The sequence below is a fragment of the Streptomyces prunicolor NBRC 13075 genome (assembly GCF_000367365.1).
GTDB classification, from domain to species: domain Bacteria; phylum Actinomycetota; class Actinomycetes; order Streptomycetales; family Streptomycetaceae; genus Streptomyces; species Streptomyces prunicolor.
In genome coordinates this window covers 62597-77665 of sequence record NZ_BARF01000003.1, presented here as the reverse complement: position 1 = coordinate 77665, position 15069 = coordinate 62597, and the positions used below count along the sequence as shown (strand labels likewise).

Below are 15069 nucleotides of genomic sequence, written 5' to 3'. Positions count from 1 at the left end.
CTCGGGCTAGTTGAGCACCCCGCCCCCGGTCGTGGTGGCGAGTTCCGTCGGCAGGTTCTTGGCGGAGGTCTCCAGACCGGCCGTGAGGGTCGGGGTCCAGTTCACGGTGGTCTTCAGCTTCTTGGAGTTGGCGGCGTTGTAGGCGGCGACGAGGTCGGTGGCGGTGCCGTTGACGAGGTTGCCGCCGCCGGCGATGGACCCGGTCCCGTCACCGCTGAACAGCTTGCCGAGCTTCTGGCTCGCGGACACCTTCCAGTAGTTGTTCTGGACGACGACCTGGGCCTTGGCACGGGAGTTGACGCTGTAGAGGAGCGTGTAACCGTTGAGGGCGGTCGTGTCGTAGTAGTTGTTGTAGATGTGAATCTGCCCGATCCGGGCCAGCGGAGCCCGCTGCACGATGCCCTTCCACACGTTGTGGTGGATGGAGACGCGCAGCTTGCCGACGCTGTCGGTGTCGCTGCTGCCGATGAGCATCGTCTTGTCGTGGTTGGTGAACTGGTTGCGCTCGACGGTCACCAGGTCCGAGCCCCTGGTGATGTCTAGGTCGCCGTCGTGGATCTGGTACTGGCGCCCGTAGTAGGTCGGGTCGGAGGTGTCGAGGCCGGGCGCGTCGGTGAACGTGTTGTGGTCCGCCCAGACATGCGTGGCACCGCGCAGGGTCACGGCGTCGTACTGCGAGTTCCAGTTGCCGCTGTCCCCGTCCGTCGGGTCCCACTGCGGGAAGCAGTCCTGGGTGGCGGCGAAGGTCAGGTTCCGCACGATGACGTTGTCCACGCCCTGCACCTGGAGCATGCCGCCGGTGATCCCGGCCTTGGTGCCGGGCACGCCCACGACGGTCGTGTTGGCCGGCACCTTGAACACGATGTTCTTCGCCTGCTTGACCTGCGCGGCGGCCCGCGCCTTCTCCTGTGTACCGGAGGGCAGCTTGGAGCGGCCGTAGGTGGAGGGGCCGAAGGCCTTGAGGTACGCGGCCAGCGAATACCCGGTCCCCGCCGAGTAGTCGGCGCAGGTCAGCTTCTTCCCCGAGTCATCGGTGTTGGCGTCGATCGTGCCCTTGATCTTGACGATCCGCGGGGTGGTGTCACTGGCGGACCCGAGCGCCTTCACGAGCTGGGCGCGGGTGCTGACGGTGAAGGTGTGCGCGGCATCGGCCTTCGCGCCGCCGGTGGTACCGGTCCCGGAGGACGCCCAACCGTCCTTGGCGGCAAGCGCCTGGTGGTACAGGTCGACGGTCGCGGTGGTACTGGCGGCGTTCGCGTTCAGCACGAGAAAGCCCGCACCGACGCCCGCGGCGGCTACGGCGGCCGTGACGACGATCGTGCGGCGCTTGCGGAGGGAGCGGCGGTGGGAGGGGACGGGGGCAGGTGAAGCGGTGGCGGCCACGGGGGAGTCCTTCGGTGCGATGAGGGGGTTACGACTCCTCAGTGGCCGTCAGGATCAAGAAGGTTGCCGCGAGCCGCCAACTTTCTTGATCCTGCGCACAGTTACTGCCTACGGCCGATCGCTCACGAGGACGCGGATGCCGACGCCGACGCGCTCGGCTGGGTGTCCGTGCTGTCGTTGGTCTCGTCCGGGGCGACGCCCATCGTCAGGTGGGCGCGAACCCCCTTGGCGATGCGCTTCTTGTCGTACTCGATGTAGAGCAGGCCGCCTTCGTGGCCGTTCTGCGGGTAGATCGTGTCCTCGGTGAGGGTGGTGCGGGTGGTGGTGTTGGTGGAGTACGGCTCGACCGTCGCCGACGCGAGCACGGACTTCTCGTCGAAGAAGAGCTGGCCCGTGTGGCAGGTATGGCCGCCCTCGTAACCCGCGTCCGTCCACTCTCCGTCCACGTGCACCTTGACGTGGATGTGGACGCAACGGCCCTGGTACCACCCCGGGAACACCGTCTTGAAGGTGACGTAGCCGCGCTTGTCGGTCTTCCAGGTGCCGCGCAGATACCGCTCGTCGTCGGTCGGTTCGGAGTGACCACCACCGGTTCCGCCGGAGGGGGCGCCGGACGGAGGTTCGCCGGTGGGGGTGCCGGACGGTGTGTCGGTCGGCGTGCCCGAGGGCGCGTCGGTGGGAGCGCCGCCGCCTCCGGCCCCGCCGCTGCCCATCGCCTCGTAGCCGGAGTAGATGCCGAGCGCGCTGCAGTGCCAGATGTCGACGGCCGCGTTCCTGAGCGGCTTGCAGGTCTCCGCGTCGATCACCTTGAGGGTGAGGGTCATGGGAATGCCCTCCTCGTCCTCGGTGATGTCCTGCCGGATCTTGTCGGCGTCGATGTAGTACGGCCCCTCGGTGGTCTCCGAGGTGAGCGTGTAACACGCCTCGCCGGCACTCGCCGTGCTCTTCCCGGCCACGGTGGGGGTCGCCCCGTCCGCGAACGCACTCGCGGCGAGCCCTCCGCCCACACCCACCGCGGCGACGGCGGCTCCACCCGCGACGACGACCTTGCGCCGGGTCAAGTCCCGTTTGTGCGCGGGGGATTGGCTACGCGGTTGTTCCGGCGACTCGTTGGTTGTTTCGTTTCCCGTCATGCCCGGACGGTAGGTAAGAGGCCTGTAAGAAGCATGGGTGTGGACTGTGGGTTCCCATGAATTCTGAAGTCGCCGTCCGTCTGGGCGGTCGCCGGTCAGAGGGTGCGCTGCTCGCGTATGCGGTGGAGTAGGGCGGCGAGGGTGGTGGGGGTGAGGGGGAGTGTTCGGGTGGGGGCCTCGCTTTCCCGGAGGAGCAACTCGGTTCGCGTGCAGGCGAGTTCGATGCAGTTGGCTCCGTCGTTCCCGTTGGAGAAGCCGGATTTCTGCCACTGGACCACGGCGCAAAGCTCCTTCCGCTACCGCGGGTTGGCTCCGAGATGACGCAGAAGTCCGGCAAGCCCGATGGAGGTCACGGGGAGTATCCGGGCAGGGTCGTCACTCTCCCTGAGAAGCAACTCACCTTCACTGTGGGCAAGTTCCACACACTCGTTGCCCGCCGCGCCACCGGAATATGTGGACTTCTGCCACTGGATCACGTCTACAGCTCCTTCGACAGACGGTGGATGAAGTCCCGCGATCTGATGGGGTCAAGGGACGCTTCTTCAACCTTACGGAAGAGCGTTCGCATGTCGTGGAGCTGGGCGGCGGCATCCAGGAAGGCGGAGCCATACGGGGTGTCCCGCTGCACAGTGTCCAACATCGGCACCCGGCCACCCGCATACACCAACGACGAGCTTGCCCCGGCGAAGCCGTCTACATCAAAGGGAATCACCCTCACCGAGACACTGGGACGCTCCGACTGACGTACCAACTCGTCGAGTTGGGCGCGAGCCACCCGCCGGTCCGCGACACGAGTACGCAGTACGGACTCATGTAGCACCGCCTCGTACGGAACCGCGCTGTCTCGCGAGAGGAGCTGTTGGCGACGCATGCGATACGCGACCCAAAGCTCCAGCTCGCTGTCCGGGAGCGGCGGAACCCAGTACCCGAACACAGCTCGTGCGTACTCTTCGGTCTGCAGCAGCCCCGGCACATGGGCGGTCGCGATCACCTGGATGAAACGCGCGTGGTTCTCCAGCTCCGCCAGATCGAGGAACTCGGGCGGGAGTACGTCCCGGTACTCCTCCCACCAGCCACGCGTACGATCCGTCGCCATCTCCACCAGCGCTTCGATCAGCGCCTCGTCTCCACATCCGTAGATTGCCGCGAGCCTGCGTAGACGCTCTTCGCTGACTCCCGACAGGCCGGCCTCCACCTGGCTCATCTGCGCCGAGGTCGACGACAGGATCCCCACCACCTCGCGGGCCGACATCCCTGCGGAGACCCGCAACTTGCGCAGCTCAGTCCCCAGTCGCACCTGTCGAGCGGTGGGCTGACTTCTCGGCGCCATCCTGCTCATCCCCTCAACCGCACTGCTCACAGGCCCTGTTGGAGCCCTCGTTCGGGTGCCAGGTTACGCGAACAGCTTGCGTGAGGAGAAAACTCTCCTCTACCGTCAGTGACGCGACGCACACCCTGCGGAACACCGGGACCCCGGAAGCGCACCGCCCCGCCCTGCCATGCCGGCCGCGACAAGCCACCGCCCGCCAACCCGCAGCACACGCCAACTCCCCCTCCCTGACCAGGAGTCACGCATGCCCGAAACCGAAAAACAGCCGCCCCGGCCACCCCCTGGGAATACACCCTCACCATCCCCCACGACCTCCGCGCCGTCACTGTCTGCCGCCGCACCCTCCGCCTGATCCTGACGATGCACGGACTGATCGGCCTCGTCGACACCGCCGAACTCCTCGCAACGGAGCTGGTGGGCAACGCCGTACGCCACACGAAAGGCCCCGTGATCCTGCGGGTCTCCTGGAAACCCGGCACCCTCCGCATCGGAGCCTGGGACGCGAACCCCGAACCCCCGGAACCCCCAAGGGAGTTGGCCAAGCACCTGGACCTGGAGGAGGGCCGAGGTCTGGGCCTGGTCAGGGCCTGCGCGGATCTGTGGGGCTGGCAGCCGCTGTCCAGAAACGGCAGCAAGGGCAAGTACGTCTGGTGCGAACTGACCACGGCCGCCTGAATGTTCACACGCCGAACGTCCCCGAACCAGCCGGAAATCCGGAGTGGAATCATGGAGAAGGCCTACCTCGAAGGCCACGCCGAGGGCAGAATCGAGAATCGCGCCGCGTTCACCCTGCGTGTGCTGGAGAAGCGCGGCATCGACGTCCCCGACGACATCCGGGAACGCGTCACCTCCTGCACCGACCTCGACACCCTCACCCTCTGGTTCGACCGTTCCCTGACCGCCTCCACGGCGGAAGACCTGTTCGTCGAGAGCCCCGAGGCACCCCAGCCCCAGTCCGGCACCGACCAGGCCTGACGCCTCAAGGCCGACCGGGCGGGCCGTACGTAAGACACCGCTGGTGGCAGCGCCGTAGCAACTCGCTGGACTCTTACGCCGCTACGGCGGCCACGCCCAGCGCCGCCCGCGCCGTAGCGATATGGGCGAGGCCCTCCTTGGCCACCCGGGTCGCCTCGGCGTACTCGTCCGCCGTGTGGGCCGCGGCGAGCTGAGCGCCGGCCGCGCGGTGGCACTCGGCGGCATCCGTCAGCGCTCGGGTCGCCGTTTCGCCGGCCCCCGCCCAGATCCTCGCCTCGGGGACCGACAGGCTCGCGCCGAGTCGCAGTACCCAGCCGCTGGCCTCGACCTCCGCGTCCAGGTCGGACAGGTCGGACTGGCCCCGCGCCCCCTGCGAGCGCCGCAGGAGGGCGACGGCGAACGCCGCCCCGACGATCAACAGCAGTGCGAGCACGATGTATCCCATCGCTTCCTCCCGGCGTTCCCATGGTCCACGGGGCCGGGCGGTCCGACCTCGTACGTCCATGACACGCCCTGCCTCTGTGCAGGCACATCGATATTCCTGTGTGTCCGCTGCGAGGTTTCCATGGCGGGGGGCCGGTGGGACGTACGAGGTCGGCGCGAGTCGGTGTCAGTCAGTGTCAATCCGAGCGCGTCGGTGCGTCCGTCAGCTTGCCGTCGCCGACGGCGAAGCCGAAGCCGACGGGCCCGGACCGCCCCCGCCCTCCCCGTCGTTCGTCTCGTCCGGCGCCACCCCCAGCGTCAGATGCCCGTGCACGCCCCGCCCGATGTGCCGCCGGTCGTACTTGAGGTAGAGCAGGCCGCCCTCGTGGCCGTTCTGGGGGTAGATACCGTCCTCGGTGAGCGTCGTGCGGGTCGCCGTGTTGGAGACGTACGGCTCCAGGACCGCCGACGCCAGGACCGACTTCTCGTCGAAGAACAGCTGGCCCGTGAAGCAGGTGTGGCCGCCCTCGTAGCCCGCGTCCGTCCACTCGCCGTCGACGTGGACCTTGACGTGGATGTGGACACAACGGCCCTGGTACCAGCCGGGGAAGACCGTCTTGAAGGTGACGTGGCCGCGTCGGTCGGTGTGCCAGGTGCCGCGCAGGAAGCGGTCGTCGTCGGTCGGTCCCTGGTGGCCTCCGCCGCCTCCGGGCGGGCCGTCCGTCGGGGTGCCGGTCGGGGTGCCTGACGGCGGCGGGCCCGTGGGGGCCGGGCCGCCACCGCCTCCGCCGCTCGACTCGTAGCCCGAGTAGATACCCGCCGCGTTGCAGTGCCAGATGTCCACGGCCGCGTTGCGCAGCGGTCTGCAGGTGTCCGCGTCGATCACCTTGAGGTCGAGGGTGAGCGGGATGCCCTCCTGGTCCTCGGTCACATCGCGGCGGATCTTGTCGGCGTCGATGTAGTACGGGCCCTCGGTCAGCTCCGAGGTGAGCGTGTAGCACGCCTCCCCCGAGGCGGTCGGTTTCGGCGGGTGCGGACGCGGAGCGTTCTCCTGCGCCGAGGCGCTCGCCGACAGCGCTCCGGCGACGCCCACCGCCGTCACGGCGACACCGCCGGCCACCAGGACCGTACGGCGTGCCAACTGTCCCTTGTCCTCGGGGACTTCGGAGTCCGTGGGGGGCTGAGAATCCATGGGGGGCTGAGAATCCATGGGGGGTACTCGGGAATCCGTCATGCCCGGGACGCTAGGGGCGCTCAACGTGACATGAACATGAGAATGCGCTGTGAATCCTGTGCGCGTACGAAAGGGGCTCGAAACCGTCGTCGGTTTCGAGCCCCTTCCACAGGAAAACCTGCGGCCGGAACAGAACGAACTACTTCGGCTGCGGCTTCCGCACCGACAGGTGCAGCTCGCGCAGCCGCGTCTCGTCCAGCTCCGTCGGCGCGCCCATCATCAGGTCCTGCGCGTTGCCGTTGAGCGGGAACGCGATCGTCTCGCGGATGTTCGGCTCCTCCGCGAGCAGCATGACGATGCGGTCGACGCCGGGGGCGATCCCCCCGTGCGGCGGGGCGCCGAAGCGGAACGCGCGCAGCATGCCCGCGAACTGCTCCTCGACGGTGTCACGGTCGTAGCCCGCGATCTCGAAGGCCTTGAGCATGATCTCGGGCTCGTGGTTCCGGATCGCGCCGGAGGACAGCTCGACGCCGTTGCAGACGATGTCGTACTGCCAGCCCAGGATGTCCAGCGGGTCCTGGGTCTCCAGGGCCTCCAGACCGCCCTGCGGCATCGAGAACGGGTTGTGCGAGAAGTCGATCTTCCCGGTCTCCTCGTCCTTCTCGTACATCGGGAAGTCGACGATCCAGCAGAAGCGGAAGACGCCCTCTTCGAAGTGGCCTGCGCGCTTCGCGGCTTCCACCCGCACCGCGCCCATGATCTTCGAGACCTCTTCGAACTCGCCCGCGCCGAAGAACACCGCGTGACCGGGCGCCAGCGACAGGCGCTTGGTCAGCTCCGCGATGTTCTCCTCGGTGAGGAACTTCGCGATCGGGCCCGTCAGCGAGCCGTCCTCGGTCACGCGGACCCAGGCCAGGCCCTTCGCGCCGAGGGTGACCGCGAAGTCGCCGAGCTGGTCGAAGAACTTGCGGGACTGCCCCGCCACGTCCGGCACCGGCAGCGCGCGCACGTGCTGGCCGGCGAACGCCTTGAACTCCGAGCCCTCGAACACGTCGGTGATGTCGGTGAGTTCGAGCTTGGCGCGCAGGTCCGGCTTGTCGGAGCCGTACTTCACCATCGACTCGCGGAACGGGATGCGGGGGAACGGGGAGGTGACCGGCTGGCCGCCGCCGAACTCCTCGAACAGCTCCGTCATCAGCTTCTCGATCGGCTGGAAGACGTCTTCCTGCTCCACGAAGCTCATCTCGACGTCGAGCTGGTAGAACTCGCCCGGCGAGCGGTCCGCGCGGGCGTCCTCGTCGCGGAAGCAGGGCGCGATCTGGAAGTAGCGGTCGAAGCCGGAGATCATCAGCAGCTGCTTGAACTGCTGCGGCGCCTGCGGCAGGGCGTAGAACTTGCCCGGGTTCAGGCGGGACGGCACCACGAAGTCGCGCGCGCCCTCGGGGGAGGTCGCGGAGAGGATCGGGGTGGCCATCTCGTTGAAGCCGAGGGCGACCATCTTCGAGCGGATCGAGGCGATCACCGAGGACCGCAGCATGATGTTGCGGTGCATGCGCTCGCGGCGCAGGTCCAGGAAGCGGTACTCCAGGCGCCGCTCCTCGTTGACCCCGTCCTCGGTGTTGATCGTGAAGGGCAGCGGGGCGGCGGCACCGAGCAGCTCGACCTCGCCGACCTCGACCTCGACCTCGCCGGTCGGCAGATCCGGGTTCACGTTGTCCGTGCCGCGGGAGACGACCTTGCCGTCGACACGGACCGTCGACTCCTTGGTCACCTTGTCGAGGGCCTCGTACGCGGGCGTGCCGGGGCGGGCGACGAGCTGCGTGATGCCGTAGTGATCGCGCAGATCGATGAAGAGGATGCCGCCCAGGTCTCGGCGATTGTGCAGCCAGCCGCTCAGCCGGACGTCGGTGCCGACGTCAGAGGCGCGGAGCTCGCCGCAGGTGTGGGACCTGTACCGATGCATCGTCGTTCATCCAGCCTTCGCGGATCGGGGAGTGTTTCACGTGAAACGTCCGGGGCCGGAGCCCGGACGTCCCAAGGGTACCGGCCACCCATAGATCGCCTCCCCACCATTAACTCCGGGCTCCCTCGGTGGCAGGTTTCGATCTCCTCTTCTTAGAGTGGGTCAATGCGCACTGGTGAGCCCCTGCCCGCCGTGGGGGAGGTACTCGCCGCCCTCGCGACCGGTCTGTGGCACTGGGACACCGCCTCGGGACTGGTCACAGTGGACGCCGAGGCCGCACGGCTGCTCGGGCTGCCCCCCGAACAGACCACCATCACGGAGGCCCAGACCCGGGCCCGGCTCCACCCCGTGGACTGGAACGAGATCACGGGGGTCATCGGGCTGGCCGTCGCCGAGGGCACCCTCGCCGAGGTCCGCATCCGGATCATGGACGAGCGCGGCCGGGTGATCCGCGTCGTCCGCAGCCGCTCCAAGCCGTCCTACGACGCCGAGAAGCGGTCGTTCGAGCTGATCGGCACCCTCCAGGAGGTCGCCGAACCCACGCCGGGCACACCGGCCGGGCGAACGGCGGTCACCGGTGACTGGCGGCGCTCCCGCGAGGCGTTCCTGCTGGACGCGGGCCGGGCGCTCGCGGAGGCGCGGTCCACGGCGGAGGTGCTGCGGGTCGCGGCGGGCCTGTCGATGCCGGGCTTCTCACCGGACGGCCTCGCCGTGTTCGGCGTATCGGGCGACCGTCTGACGATCGTCGGCCACCACGGGCACCAGCCGGGCGACGAGGACCCGTTCTCGCACATGTCGATGGTGACCGACTATCCGGCGGCCGAGGTCGTACGGACGGGCCGTGCCGTCTATCTGTCCACGCCCGAGCAGTACAAGGAGCGCTACCCGGTCACCTGGCCGCTGGCCCAGCACTTCCACCGGCAGTCGTGGGCGTTCCTGCCGCTGACGGTCGCCGGGCGGACGATGGGCGCCTGGATGGCCGCCTTCACCTACCCGGTCGCCTTCACACCGGACGAGCGGTCCGTCCTCACCACAGTCGCCCGGATGCTCGCGCAGGCCCTGTCCCGCGCCGGTGTCGCCGAGTCCGAGCGTGAGCTGACCGACGGGCTCCAGCGCTCCATGCTGCCCACGCTGGGCCCGGAGATCCCGGGCATGAGCGTCGCCGCCCGCTACATCCCGACCGGCGGCGGGCTCCAGGTCGGCGGCGACTGGTACGACATGATCCCGCTGCCTGGGGGCACCCCCTCGGGGGGAGGCCGTATCGCCCTCGTCATCGGTGACGTACAGGGCCATGACGTGCGCGCCGCCGGGCTGATGGGCCAGCTCCGCATCGCCCTGCGCGCCTACGCCTCCGAGGGCCACCGGCCGGACGCCGTCCTCTCCCGCGCCTCCCGTTTCCTGCACGGCATCACCAACGGCGATGCGGAGAAGGCCGACCCGCGCTTCGCGACCTGCCTGTACGTCGAGGCCGACCCGGCGACCGGCGTCCTGGAGATCGCCCGGGCCGGCCATCCCGACCCGGCGATACGCATGGCGGACGGGACGGTGCTGATGCGGCCCACGGCGGGCGGACTGCCGCTCGGCATCGACCCGGACGCCGACTACCCGACGACCACCCTCGCCCTGGAGCCCGGCGAGACCATGCTGATGTGCACCGACGGGCTGATCGAGACCGGCGGCCACGACCTGGAGACGGGCTGGCAGCGGATCCGGACGATCCTGGAGGCACACAAGGGCGACCTGGAGGAACTCGCCGACGCGCTCGTCCAGGCCGTCCACGGCCCTTCCTCGCACCACACCACCGGCCCGCTCGCGGACCGCCGTGAGGACGACATAGCCGTACTCCTGCTGTCCCGCGAGGGCGAGGCCTGCGGCTGCGGCGACACGACGACCGTCCCGCCGAAGATCCGCCGTACGGTGCTCACGGTCGCGCAGGCCGAACCCGAGCGGATCGCGGTGGCCCGGCAGCAGCTGCGCGAACTCCTCCACGACTGGACCGGCGCCGACCAGGTCGACTCGGCGGTGCTGCTCGTCTCCGAGATGCTCACCAACGTCCTCGTCCACACCGACGCCGACGCCCTGCTGACCGCCGAGGTGACCGGCGACGCGGGTGAGCGGCGGATGCGGGTCGAGGTGACGGACGCCGGCGACGACCTCCCGCACAAACGGCACCCCGGTGAACTGGCGTCCTCCGGGCGGGGGTTGCTCCTCATCGAACTCCTCGCCGAGACCTGGGGCGTGGACCCGAGGGGCGAGGGCAAGAGCATCTGGTTCGAGCTCTACGAGTCCGACGGCGCCGGGGACACGGCCGGTGACGACCCGGGCGGCGTCACGGAGTTCGGGTCCTGGGACGCGTAACGCTCCCGCAGTTCGTGGACGACCCCGAAGGCGGCGGCGGTCAACGGCACCGCGAGCAGCATGCCGAGGATCCCGGCCACGGAGGCTCCCGCGGTGATCGCGATCATCACCACCGCTGGGTGCATCTGCACGGTCCGGCTCTGGATCATCGGCTGGAGGACGTGTCCCTCCAACACCTGCACGGCGAGTACGACCCCGAGGGCCCACAGCCCGATGACGACACCCCGGTCGGCGAGCGCGACCAGCACGGCGACGGCACCGGAGAGGAAGGCGCCGAGGTAGGGGATGTAGGCGCCGACGAAGACGAGCGCGGCCAGCCCGAACGCCCCCGGCACGTCCAGCACGAGCAGCCCGATGCCGATGCAGAGGGCGTCGATGAGCGCGATGACGGTGGTCCCCCGCATGAAGCCCTCGACGCCCTCGAAGGCACGGCGGGCCATGGCCTCGACGAGATCGGCGTTGCCGTGCGGGGAGAGCGAGCGCAGCAGTCCCGTGGCCAGGTGGGAGTCGCGCAGGAAGAAGAAGACGAGCAGCAGCGCCAGTACGGCCATGGCGATGGACTCGCCGACGACACTGACCCCGCTGATGACGTTGGACGCGGCCGTCCCGCCGAACTTGGTGAGCAGTTCCTTGGCGTTGGAGGCGAGGTCGTCCAGCGAGGTGCCGGCGGCCCCGAAGTGGTCGGAGAGGGAGTTCGCCGCGTCCTTGAGCGAGGACACGATCTGGTCCCCGGTGTCGATCAGCGCGGCCACGACGATGTACACCGCCCCGCCGACCACGGCGACGACCGCGACACAGGTGATCCCGGCGGCCACCGACCGGTTCACGTGCGCCTTCACCAGCCGCCGGTACAACGGCCCGAGCAGCGCGGTGCCGAGCAGCGCGAGCAGCACGGGCGTCACGGCGGTCCGCAACTCGGAGCAGAGTCGGATCCCGACGTAGCCGACCCCTGACACGAGCAGCAGGACGGCACACCAGGCGGCGAGCCGCCGTACCGGAACGGGGAGTAGCTGCACGGTCCCAGCCGATCACGCATCGGGCGGGCCGTCCTGTGGGGACGGCCCGCCCGAGTGACGGAAGGTCAGTACGTCAGCAGGTGGGGCCCACCGCGTCGATCCTCTTGCCGAAGTTGGTGTCGTAGGCCTTGGCGTAGTCGCCGGAGACGACCGGCCGCTTCTCCTGCGGGCTCCAGTCGATGAAGCAGGCGTTGGCGTTGGCCTTGAAGGAGTACACGTGGTCGTGCAGGTTCGACGGCATGTCGCGGTACCCGGAGGCGGGGCTCCACCGCCAGGGGGTGCCCAAGTAGTTCCGGTCGTGCCAGAAGCAGATCTCCCCCGCCCCGCAGTTCTCGTCCGCGCGCTGCAGCGCTGTGCTCGCGGCCTGTTCGGTGGAGGTGGAGGTGGAGGTCGAGGTGCCGGGGGTACGGGCCTGGGAGGGGCTGGCCGCGCCGGTCAGGGCGAGACAGGTGGCTGCCATGGCGACGGCCAGACTCATGCGGATACGCACGGGTGACTTCCTTGCGGTCGGTGTCCACTTTCAGCCGGTCTCTTTCCGTGCGCGGGGCCTTCATGCCCCGGCCGGTCCCAGGTCACCCGGACGAAGGACCCACTATGTCCGCTGCCGCGGTCCGTCCATGCCCGCGCGGTAGGTGCCGGGAGTGATGCCCGCCGTCTGGGCGAAGGTCTGGACGAAGGCGCTGGTCGTCGCCCAGCCGCAGGCGTGGGCGGTGTCGGTGACGGTGGCGCCCTCGGCGAGCATGGCCATCGCGGTGAAGATCCGGACCCGGGTGCGCCACTGCGGGAAGGTCAGGCCGAACTCGTCGCGGTAGAGGCGGGAGAGGGTGCGCTCGCTGGTGTGCACGCGGGCGGCGAGCTGGGCGAGGGTGCACGGCTGGTGCAGATCCCCTTCTACGAGGCGGCAGGCGTCGGCCAGTCGTCGGTCGCGGGCGGCGGGCAGGGCGACGGGCTCGGCCGTCACGCGGCGCAGCCGGTCGCGCAGCACCGCCTCGATGTGCCGGGTCTCGGTCCCCGTGAGGGCGGTGCCGGTGCGGGTGGTGCCGGTGAGCGCGATGAGCAGTTCGCGCACCAGAGGGTCCACGGCGACGACCGTGGGACGTTCGGCGTCGAGCAGGGGCGTCCTGCCGGAGGCGGGGAAGCCGACGGTGTGGAAGTGACTCCGGCCGTAGAAGCGGTGCTCGTGCCAGGTGTGCGCCGGGATCCACACGGCGCGGTCGTTCGAGGCGATCCAGGAGCCGTGTTCCGTGGTGATGGCGAGCACGCCCGAGCTGACGTAGATCAGCTGGTGGTCGTCGTGGCGGTGCCGGTCGATGGTCTCGCCGCCGCCGAGGAACCGGGTGGTGGTCGGCGCGACGGACTCATGGCGGATCTGCGACATGGATAGGCAGAATACGGGAAGCGCGCCCGGGTTGTTCCCGCCCATCGTGGAGTGCGTGACAACCATCCAGGAACAGGAAACAGACACGCCCCGTGAGGCGGGTGGTCCGCCCGGACCCTGGCGTCGGATGCGGATCTGGGCGAGCGCCCACGCCGTCGACGACTTCTACCAGGGCCTCGTACCCGCCGCGGTCCCCTACTTCGTGCTCCAGCGCGACTTCAGTTACGTGCAGGCTTCGGGGCTGGCCCTGGCGGCGACGCTCGGCAGCGCGCTGCCGCAGGTGCCGATCGGACTGCTCGCCGACCGGTTCCGGCTGCACTGGATGTCGCCGCTCGGGGTCAGCCTGGCGGGTCTCGGGGCGGGCCTGTCCGGACTGACGCCCTCCTACCCACTCGTCTTCGCCCTCCTGCTGATGGCGGGCGTCGGTGTCGCGATGTTCCACCCGCCCGCCGGCCGCGACGCGCGCCGTGCGGCCGGGGGCAGCGCCACCGCGATGAGCTACTTCGCCGCGGGCGGCAGCGTCGGCTTCTTCATCGCCCCGGCACTGGTCACCCCGGCCCTGGACACCCTCGGGATGAGCGCCACGGCCCTCTTCATCCCACCCGCCGTCCTCATGGGCTTCGTCCTGCTGCGCCACCACAACCGCACATCCGATACGGCGGTCACGAGGGTCCGGCGCCAGGGCAGGGACCGGCCGGGCCGGTTCGCGGCCCTGACCGCGGTCGAGATCGTCCGGTCCACCATCTCGACCGGACTGAACACCTTCATCGCGCTGTACTGGATCCGCCACCTGGACGCGAGCAGCAGCCTCGGCGGGCTCGCCCTGACCCTCGAACTCGGCGGCGGTGTGGCCGGCACGCTGCTCGGCGGACGGCTGGCGGACCGCATCGGCATGGTGCGCACCGTCCAGATCGGCAACGCGGCGATGCTGCCCGCCCTGTGGCTCATGCTGATCTGCGACGACAAATACGCCGCGCTGCCCCTCGCGCTGCTGGTCGGCCTGATCTCGAACATCCCGTTCGCCGTCCTCATCAAACTCGGCCAGGACTACCTGCCCAGCCGCCCCGGCACCGCCGCCGGCGTCACCCTCGGCCTCGCGATGAGCGCGGGCGGACTGTTCATGCCGCTGCTGGGCCTCATCGCGACGCACTACGGTCCCCGAGGCGCCCTCGCGGTACTGGCCACGGTGCCGGTGCTCGCGATCCTGCTCTCCACGTTCCTGCGCGAACCGGTCCAGGAGGAAGTGGCGCCCGCGGAGGACACGTCCCTCGCCACTTGACGTTCCGATCAGACGCGTGAGCCTCACCCCAGTTGCTCGGCCAGGCCGACGATGATGCCCTCCGGGCCGCGGACGTAGCAGAGCAGATAGCTGTCCTCGAACCGGGCGATCCCGCCGAGGAGTTCGGCGCCGTGCGGGCGCAGGCGGGCGACTGTGTCCTCGATGTCGTCGACGGCGAACATGACGCGGTGGGTGCCCAGGATGTTGTGCGGCCGGTCGCGCGGCCCGGCGCCGGTCGCCTCGGGGCTGCGGTACTTCGCCAGTTCCAGGCGGCTGTGGCCGTCCGGCGTCCGGACCATCGCGATGTCGCACCGGACGCCGTCGAGTCCGGTGCACCGGTCGGCGACGAGGCCCTCGACCTGCGCCCTGCCCTCCAGTTCCATACCGAGCTCCACGAAGAACGCGACGGCGGCGTCCAGGTCGTCGACGACGATGCCCACGTTGTCCATCCGCTGAATCGCCATGGTGATCTCTCCTTCTTCCCCGTACGGCTTCCCGTACGGCCGGTGGTGGCCGCCGATGCCCCTGGGACGGAGCCGGTGGGACGTTCTCGACAACCGGCGACCTGCGCCTGAGGCAAGTCCCTGGCTGGCAGCCCCCGTTGGCGACGCGAGACCACTCCGTGCGCGAACGCCCCCTGCCCGCACCGGCGAACCG

At 69.5% G+C, this 15069-nt stretch carries 16 protein-coding genes; 4 read left to right on the top strand and 12 right to left on the bottom strand.

The features are described from left to right. Window positions 1–6: 6 nt before the first annotated feature. From SPR02S_RS02025 to SPR02S_RS02005, 5 genes are all read right to left on the bottom strand, one after another. Window positions 7–1383 carry a pectate lyase family protein gene (locus tag SPR02S_RS02025; protein ID WP_019055259.1) on the bottom strand — a complete coding sequence of 459 codons (1377 nt, stop codon included), beginning with the start codon at window positions 1381–1383 and terminating at the stop codon, window positions 7–9. A gap of 122 nt (window positions 1384–1505) precedes the next feature. Beyond that, complete coding sequence (locus SPR02S_RS02020; protein ID WP_078622786.1) at window positions 1506–2516, bottom strand: intradiol ring-cleavage dioxygenase; 1011 nt, start codon at window positions 2514–2516, stop codon at window positions 1506–1508. 95 nt (window positions 2517–2611) lie between these two features. After that, the gene (locus SPR02S_RS02015; protein ID WP_019055257.1) at window positions 2612–2794 is read right to left on the bottom strand and encodes a DUF397 domain-containing protein; all 183 of its coding nucleotides are present in this window, start codon (window positions 2792–2794) and stop codon (window positions 2612–2614) included. Window positions 2795–2812: 18 nt separating this feature from the next. Continuing rightward, window positions 2813–2992, bottom strand: a complete 180-nt coding sequence (locus SPR02S_RS59780) for a DUF397 domain-containing protein (protein ID WP_026150127.1) — start codon at window positions 2990–2992, stop codon at window positions 2813–2815. A gap of 2 nt (window positions 2993–2994) precedes the next feature. After that, a complete protein-coding gene (locus SPR02S_RS02005) occupies window positions 2995–3846 on the bottom strand; it encodes a helix-turn-helix domain-containing protein (protein WP_026150126.1) in 852 nt (283 codons plus the stop codon). 300 nt (window positions 3847–4146) lie between these two features. Here SPR02S_RS02005 and SPR02S_RS02000 point away from each other — a divergent pair, with 300 nt between their 5' ends. Both SPR02S_RS02000 and SPR02S_RS01995 read left to right on the top strand, forming a co-directional pair. Further along, on the top strand, window positions 4147–4521 hold the full coding sequence (locus SPR02S_RS02000) for an ATP-binding protein (protein ID WP_026150125.1): 375 nt from the start codon (window positions 4147–4149) through the stop codon (window positions 4519–4521). 51 nt (window positions 4522–4572) lie between these two features. Beyond that, window positions 4573–4821 carry a hypothetical protein gene (locus SPR02S_RS01995; protein ID WP_019055254.1) on the top strand — a complete coding sequence of 83 codons (249 nt, stop codon included), beginning with the start codon at window positions 4573–4575 and terminating at the stop codon, window positions 4819–4821. A gap of 73 nt (window positions 4822–4894) precedes the next feature. Here SPR02S_RS01995 and SPR02S_RS01990 read toward each other — a convergent pair whose 3' ends face one another. The 3 genes from SPR02S_RS01990 to aspS form a co-directional block, all read right to left on the bottom strand. After that, on the bottom strand, window positions 4895–5266 hold the full coding sequence (locus SPR02S_RS01990) for a hypothetical protein (protein WP_019055253.1): 372 nt from the start codon (window positions 5264–5266) through the stop codon (window positions 4895–4897). 201 nt (window positions 5267–5467) lie between these two features. After that, a complete protein-coding gene (locus tag SPR02S_RS01985) occupies window positions 5468–6436 on the bottom strand; it encodes an intradiol ring-cleavage dioxygenase (RefSeq protein ID WP_019055252.1) in 969 nt (322 codons plus the stop codon). A 181-nt stretch (window positions 6437–6617) separates the two neighbouring features. Beyond that, complete coding sequence (aspS, locus tag SPR02S_RS01980; protein WP_019055251.1) at window positions 6618–8381, bottom strand: aspartate--tRNA ligase; 1764 nt, start codon at window positions 8379–8381, stop codon at window positions 6618–6620. Window positions 8382–8546: 165 nt separating this feature from the next. On the opposite strand from aspS, the gene SPR02S_RS01975 reads away from it, so the two are divergent. Next, entirely contained in the window at window positions 8547–10739 is a 2193-nt protein-coding gene (locus tag SPR02S_RS01975; RefSeq protein WP_020684152.1) for an ATP-binding SpoIIE family protein phosphatase, read from the top strand. Here the strand turns inward: SPR02S_RS01975 and SPR02S_RS54960 are convergent. The 3 genes from SPR02S_RS54960 to SPR02S_RS01960 form a co-directional block, all read right to left on the bottom strand. Beyond that, window positions 10661–11755 (bottom strand): AI-2E family transporter, encoded by a 1095-nt coding sequence (locus tag SPR02S_RS54960; protein ID WP_019055249.1) that lies wholly within the window; start codon window positions 11753–11755, stop codon window positions 10661–10663. The genes SPR02S_RS01975 and SPR02S_RS54960 overlap by 79 nt on opposite strands. A 73-nt stretch (window positions 11756–11828) precedes the next feature. Continuing rightward, on the bottom strand, window positions 11829–12245 hold the full coding sequence (locus SPR02S_RS01965; protein WP_019055248.1) for a peptidase inhibitor family I36 protein: 417 nt from the start codon (window positions 12243–12245) through the stop codon (window positions 11829–11831). Window positions 12246–12347: 102 nt separating this feature from the next. After that, window positions 12348–13133, bottom strand: a complete 786-nt coding sequence (locus SPR02S_RS01960) for an AraC family transcriptional regulator (RefSeq protein ID WP_019055247.1) — start codon at window positions 13131–13133, stop codon at window positions 12348–12350. Between the two features lie 127 nt (window positions 13134–13260). On the opposite strand from SPR02S_RS01960, the gene SPR02S_RS01955 reads away from it, so the two are divergent. Then, entirely contained in the window at window positions 13261–14412 is a 1152-nt protein-coding gene (locus SPR02S_RS01955) for an MFS transporter (RefSeq protein ID WP_019055246.1), read from the top strand. A 23-nt stretch (window positions 14413–14435) separates the two neighbouring features. Here the strand turns inward: SPR02S_RS01955 and SPR02S_RS01950 are convergent, their stop codons facing one another. After that, window positions 14436–14876: a VOC family protein gene (locus tag SPR02S_RS01950; RefSeq protein WP_019055245.1), complete on the bottom strand. Its 441-nt coding sequence runs from the start codon at window positions 14874–14876 to the stop codon at window positions 14436–14438. Between the last annotated feature and the right edge of the window lie 193 nt (window positions 14877–15069).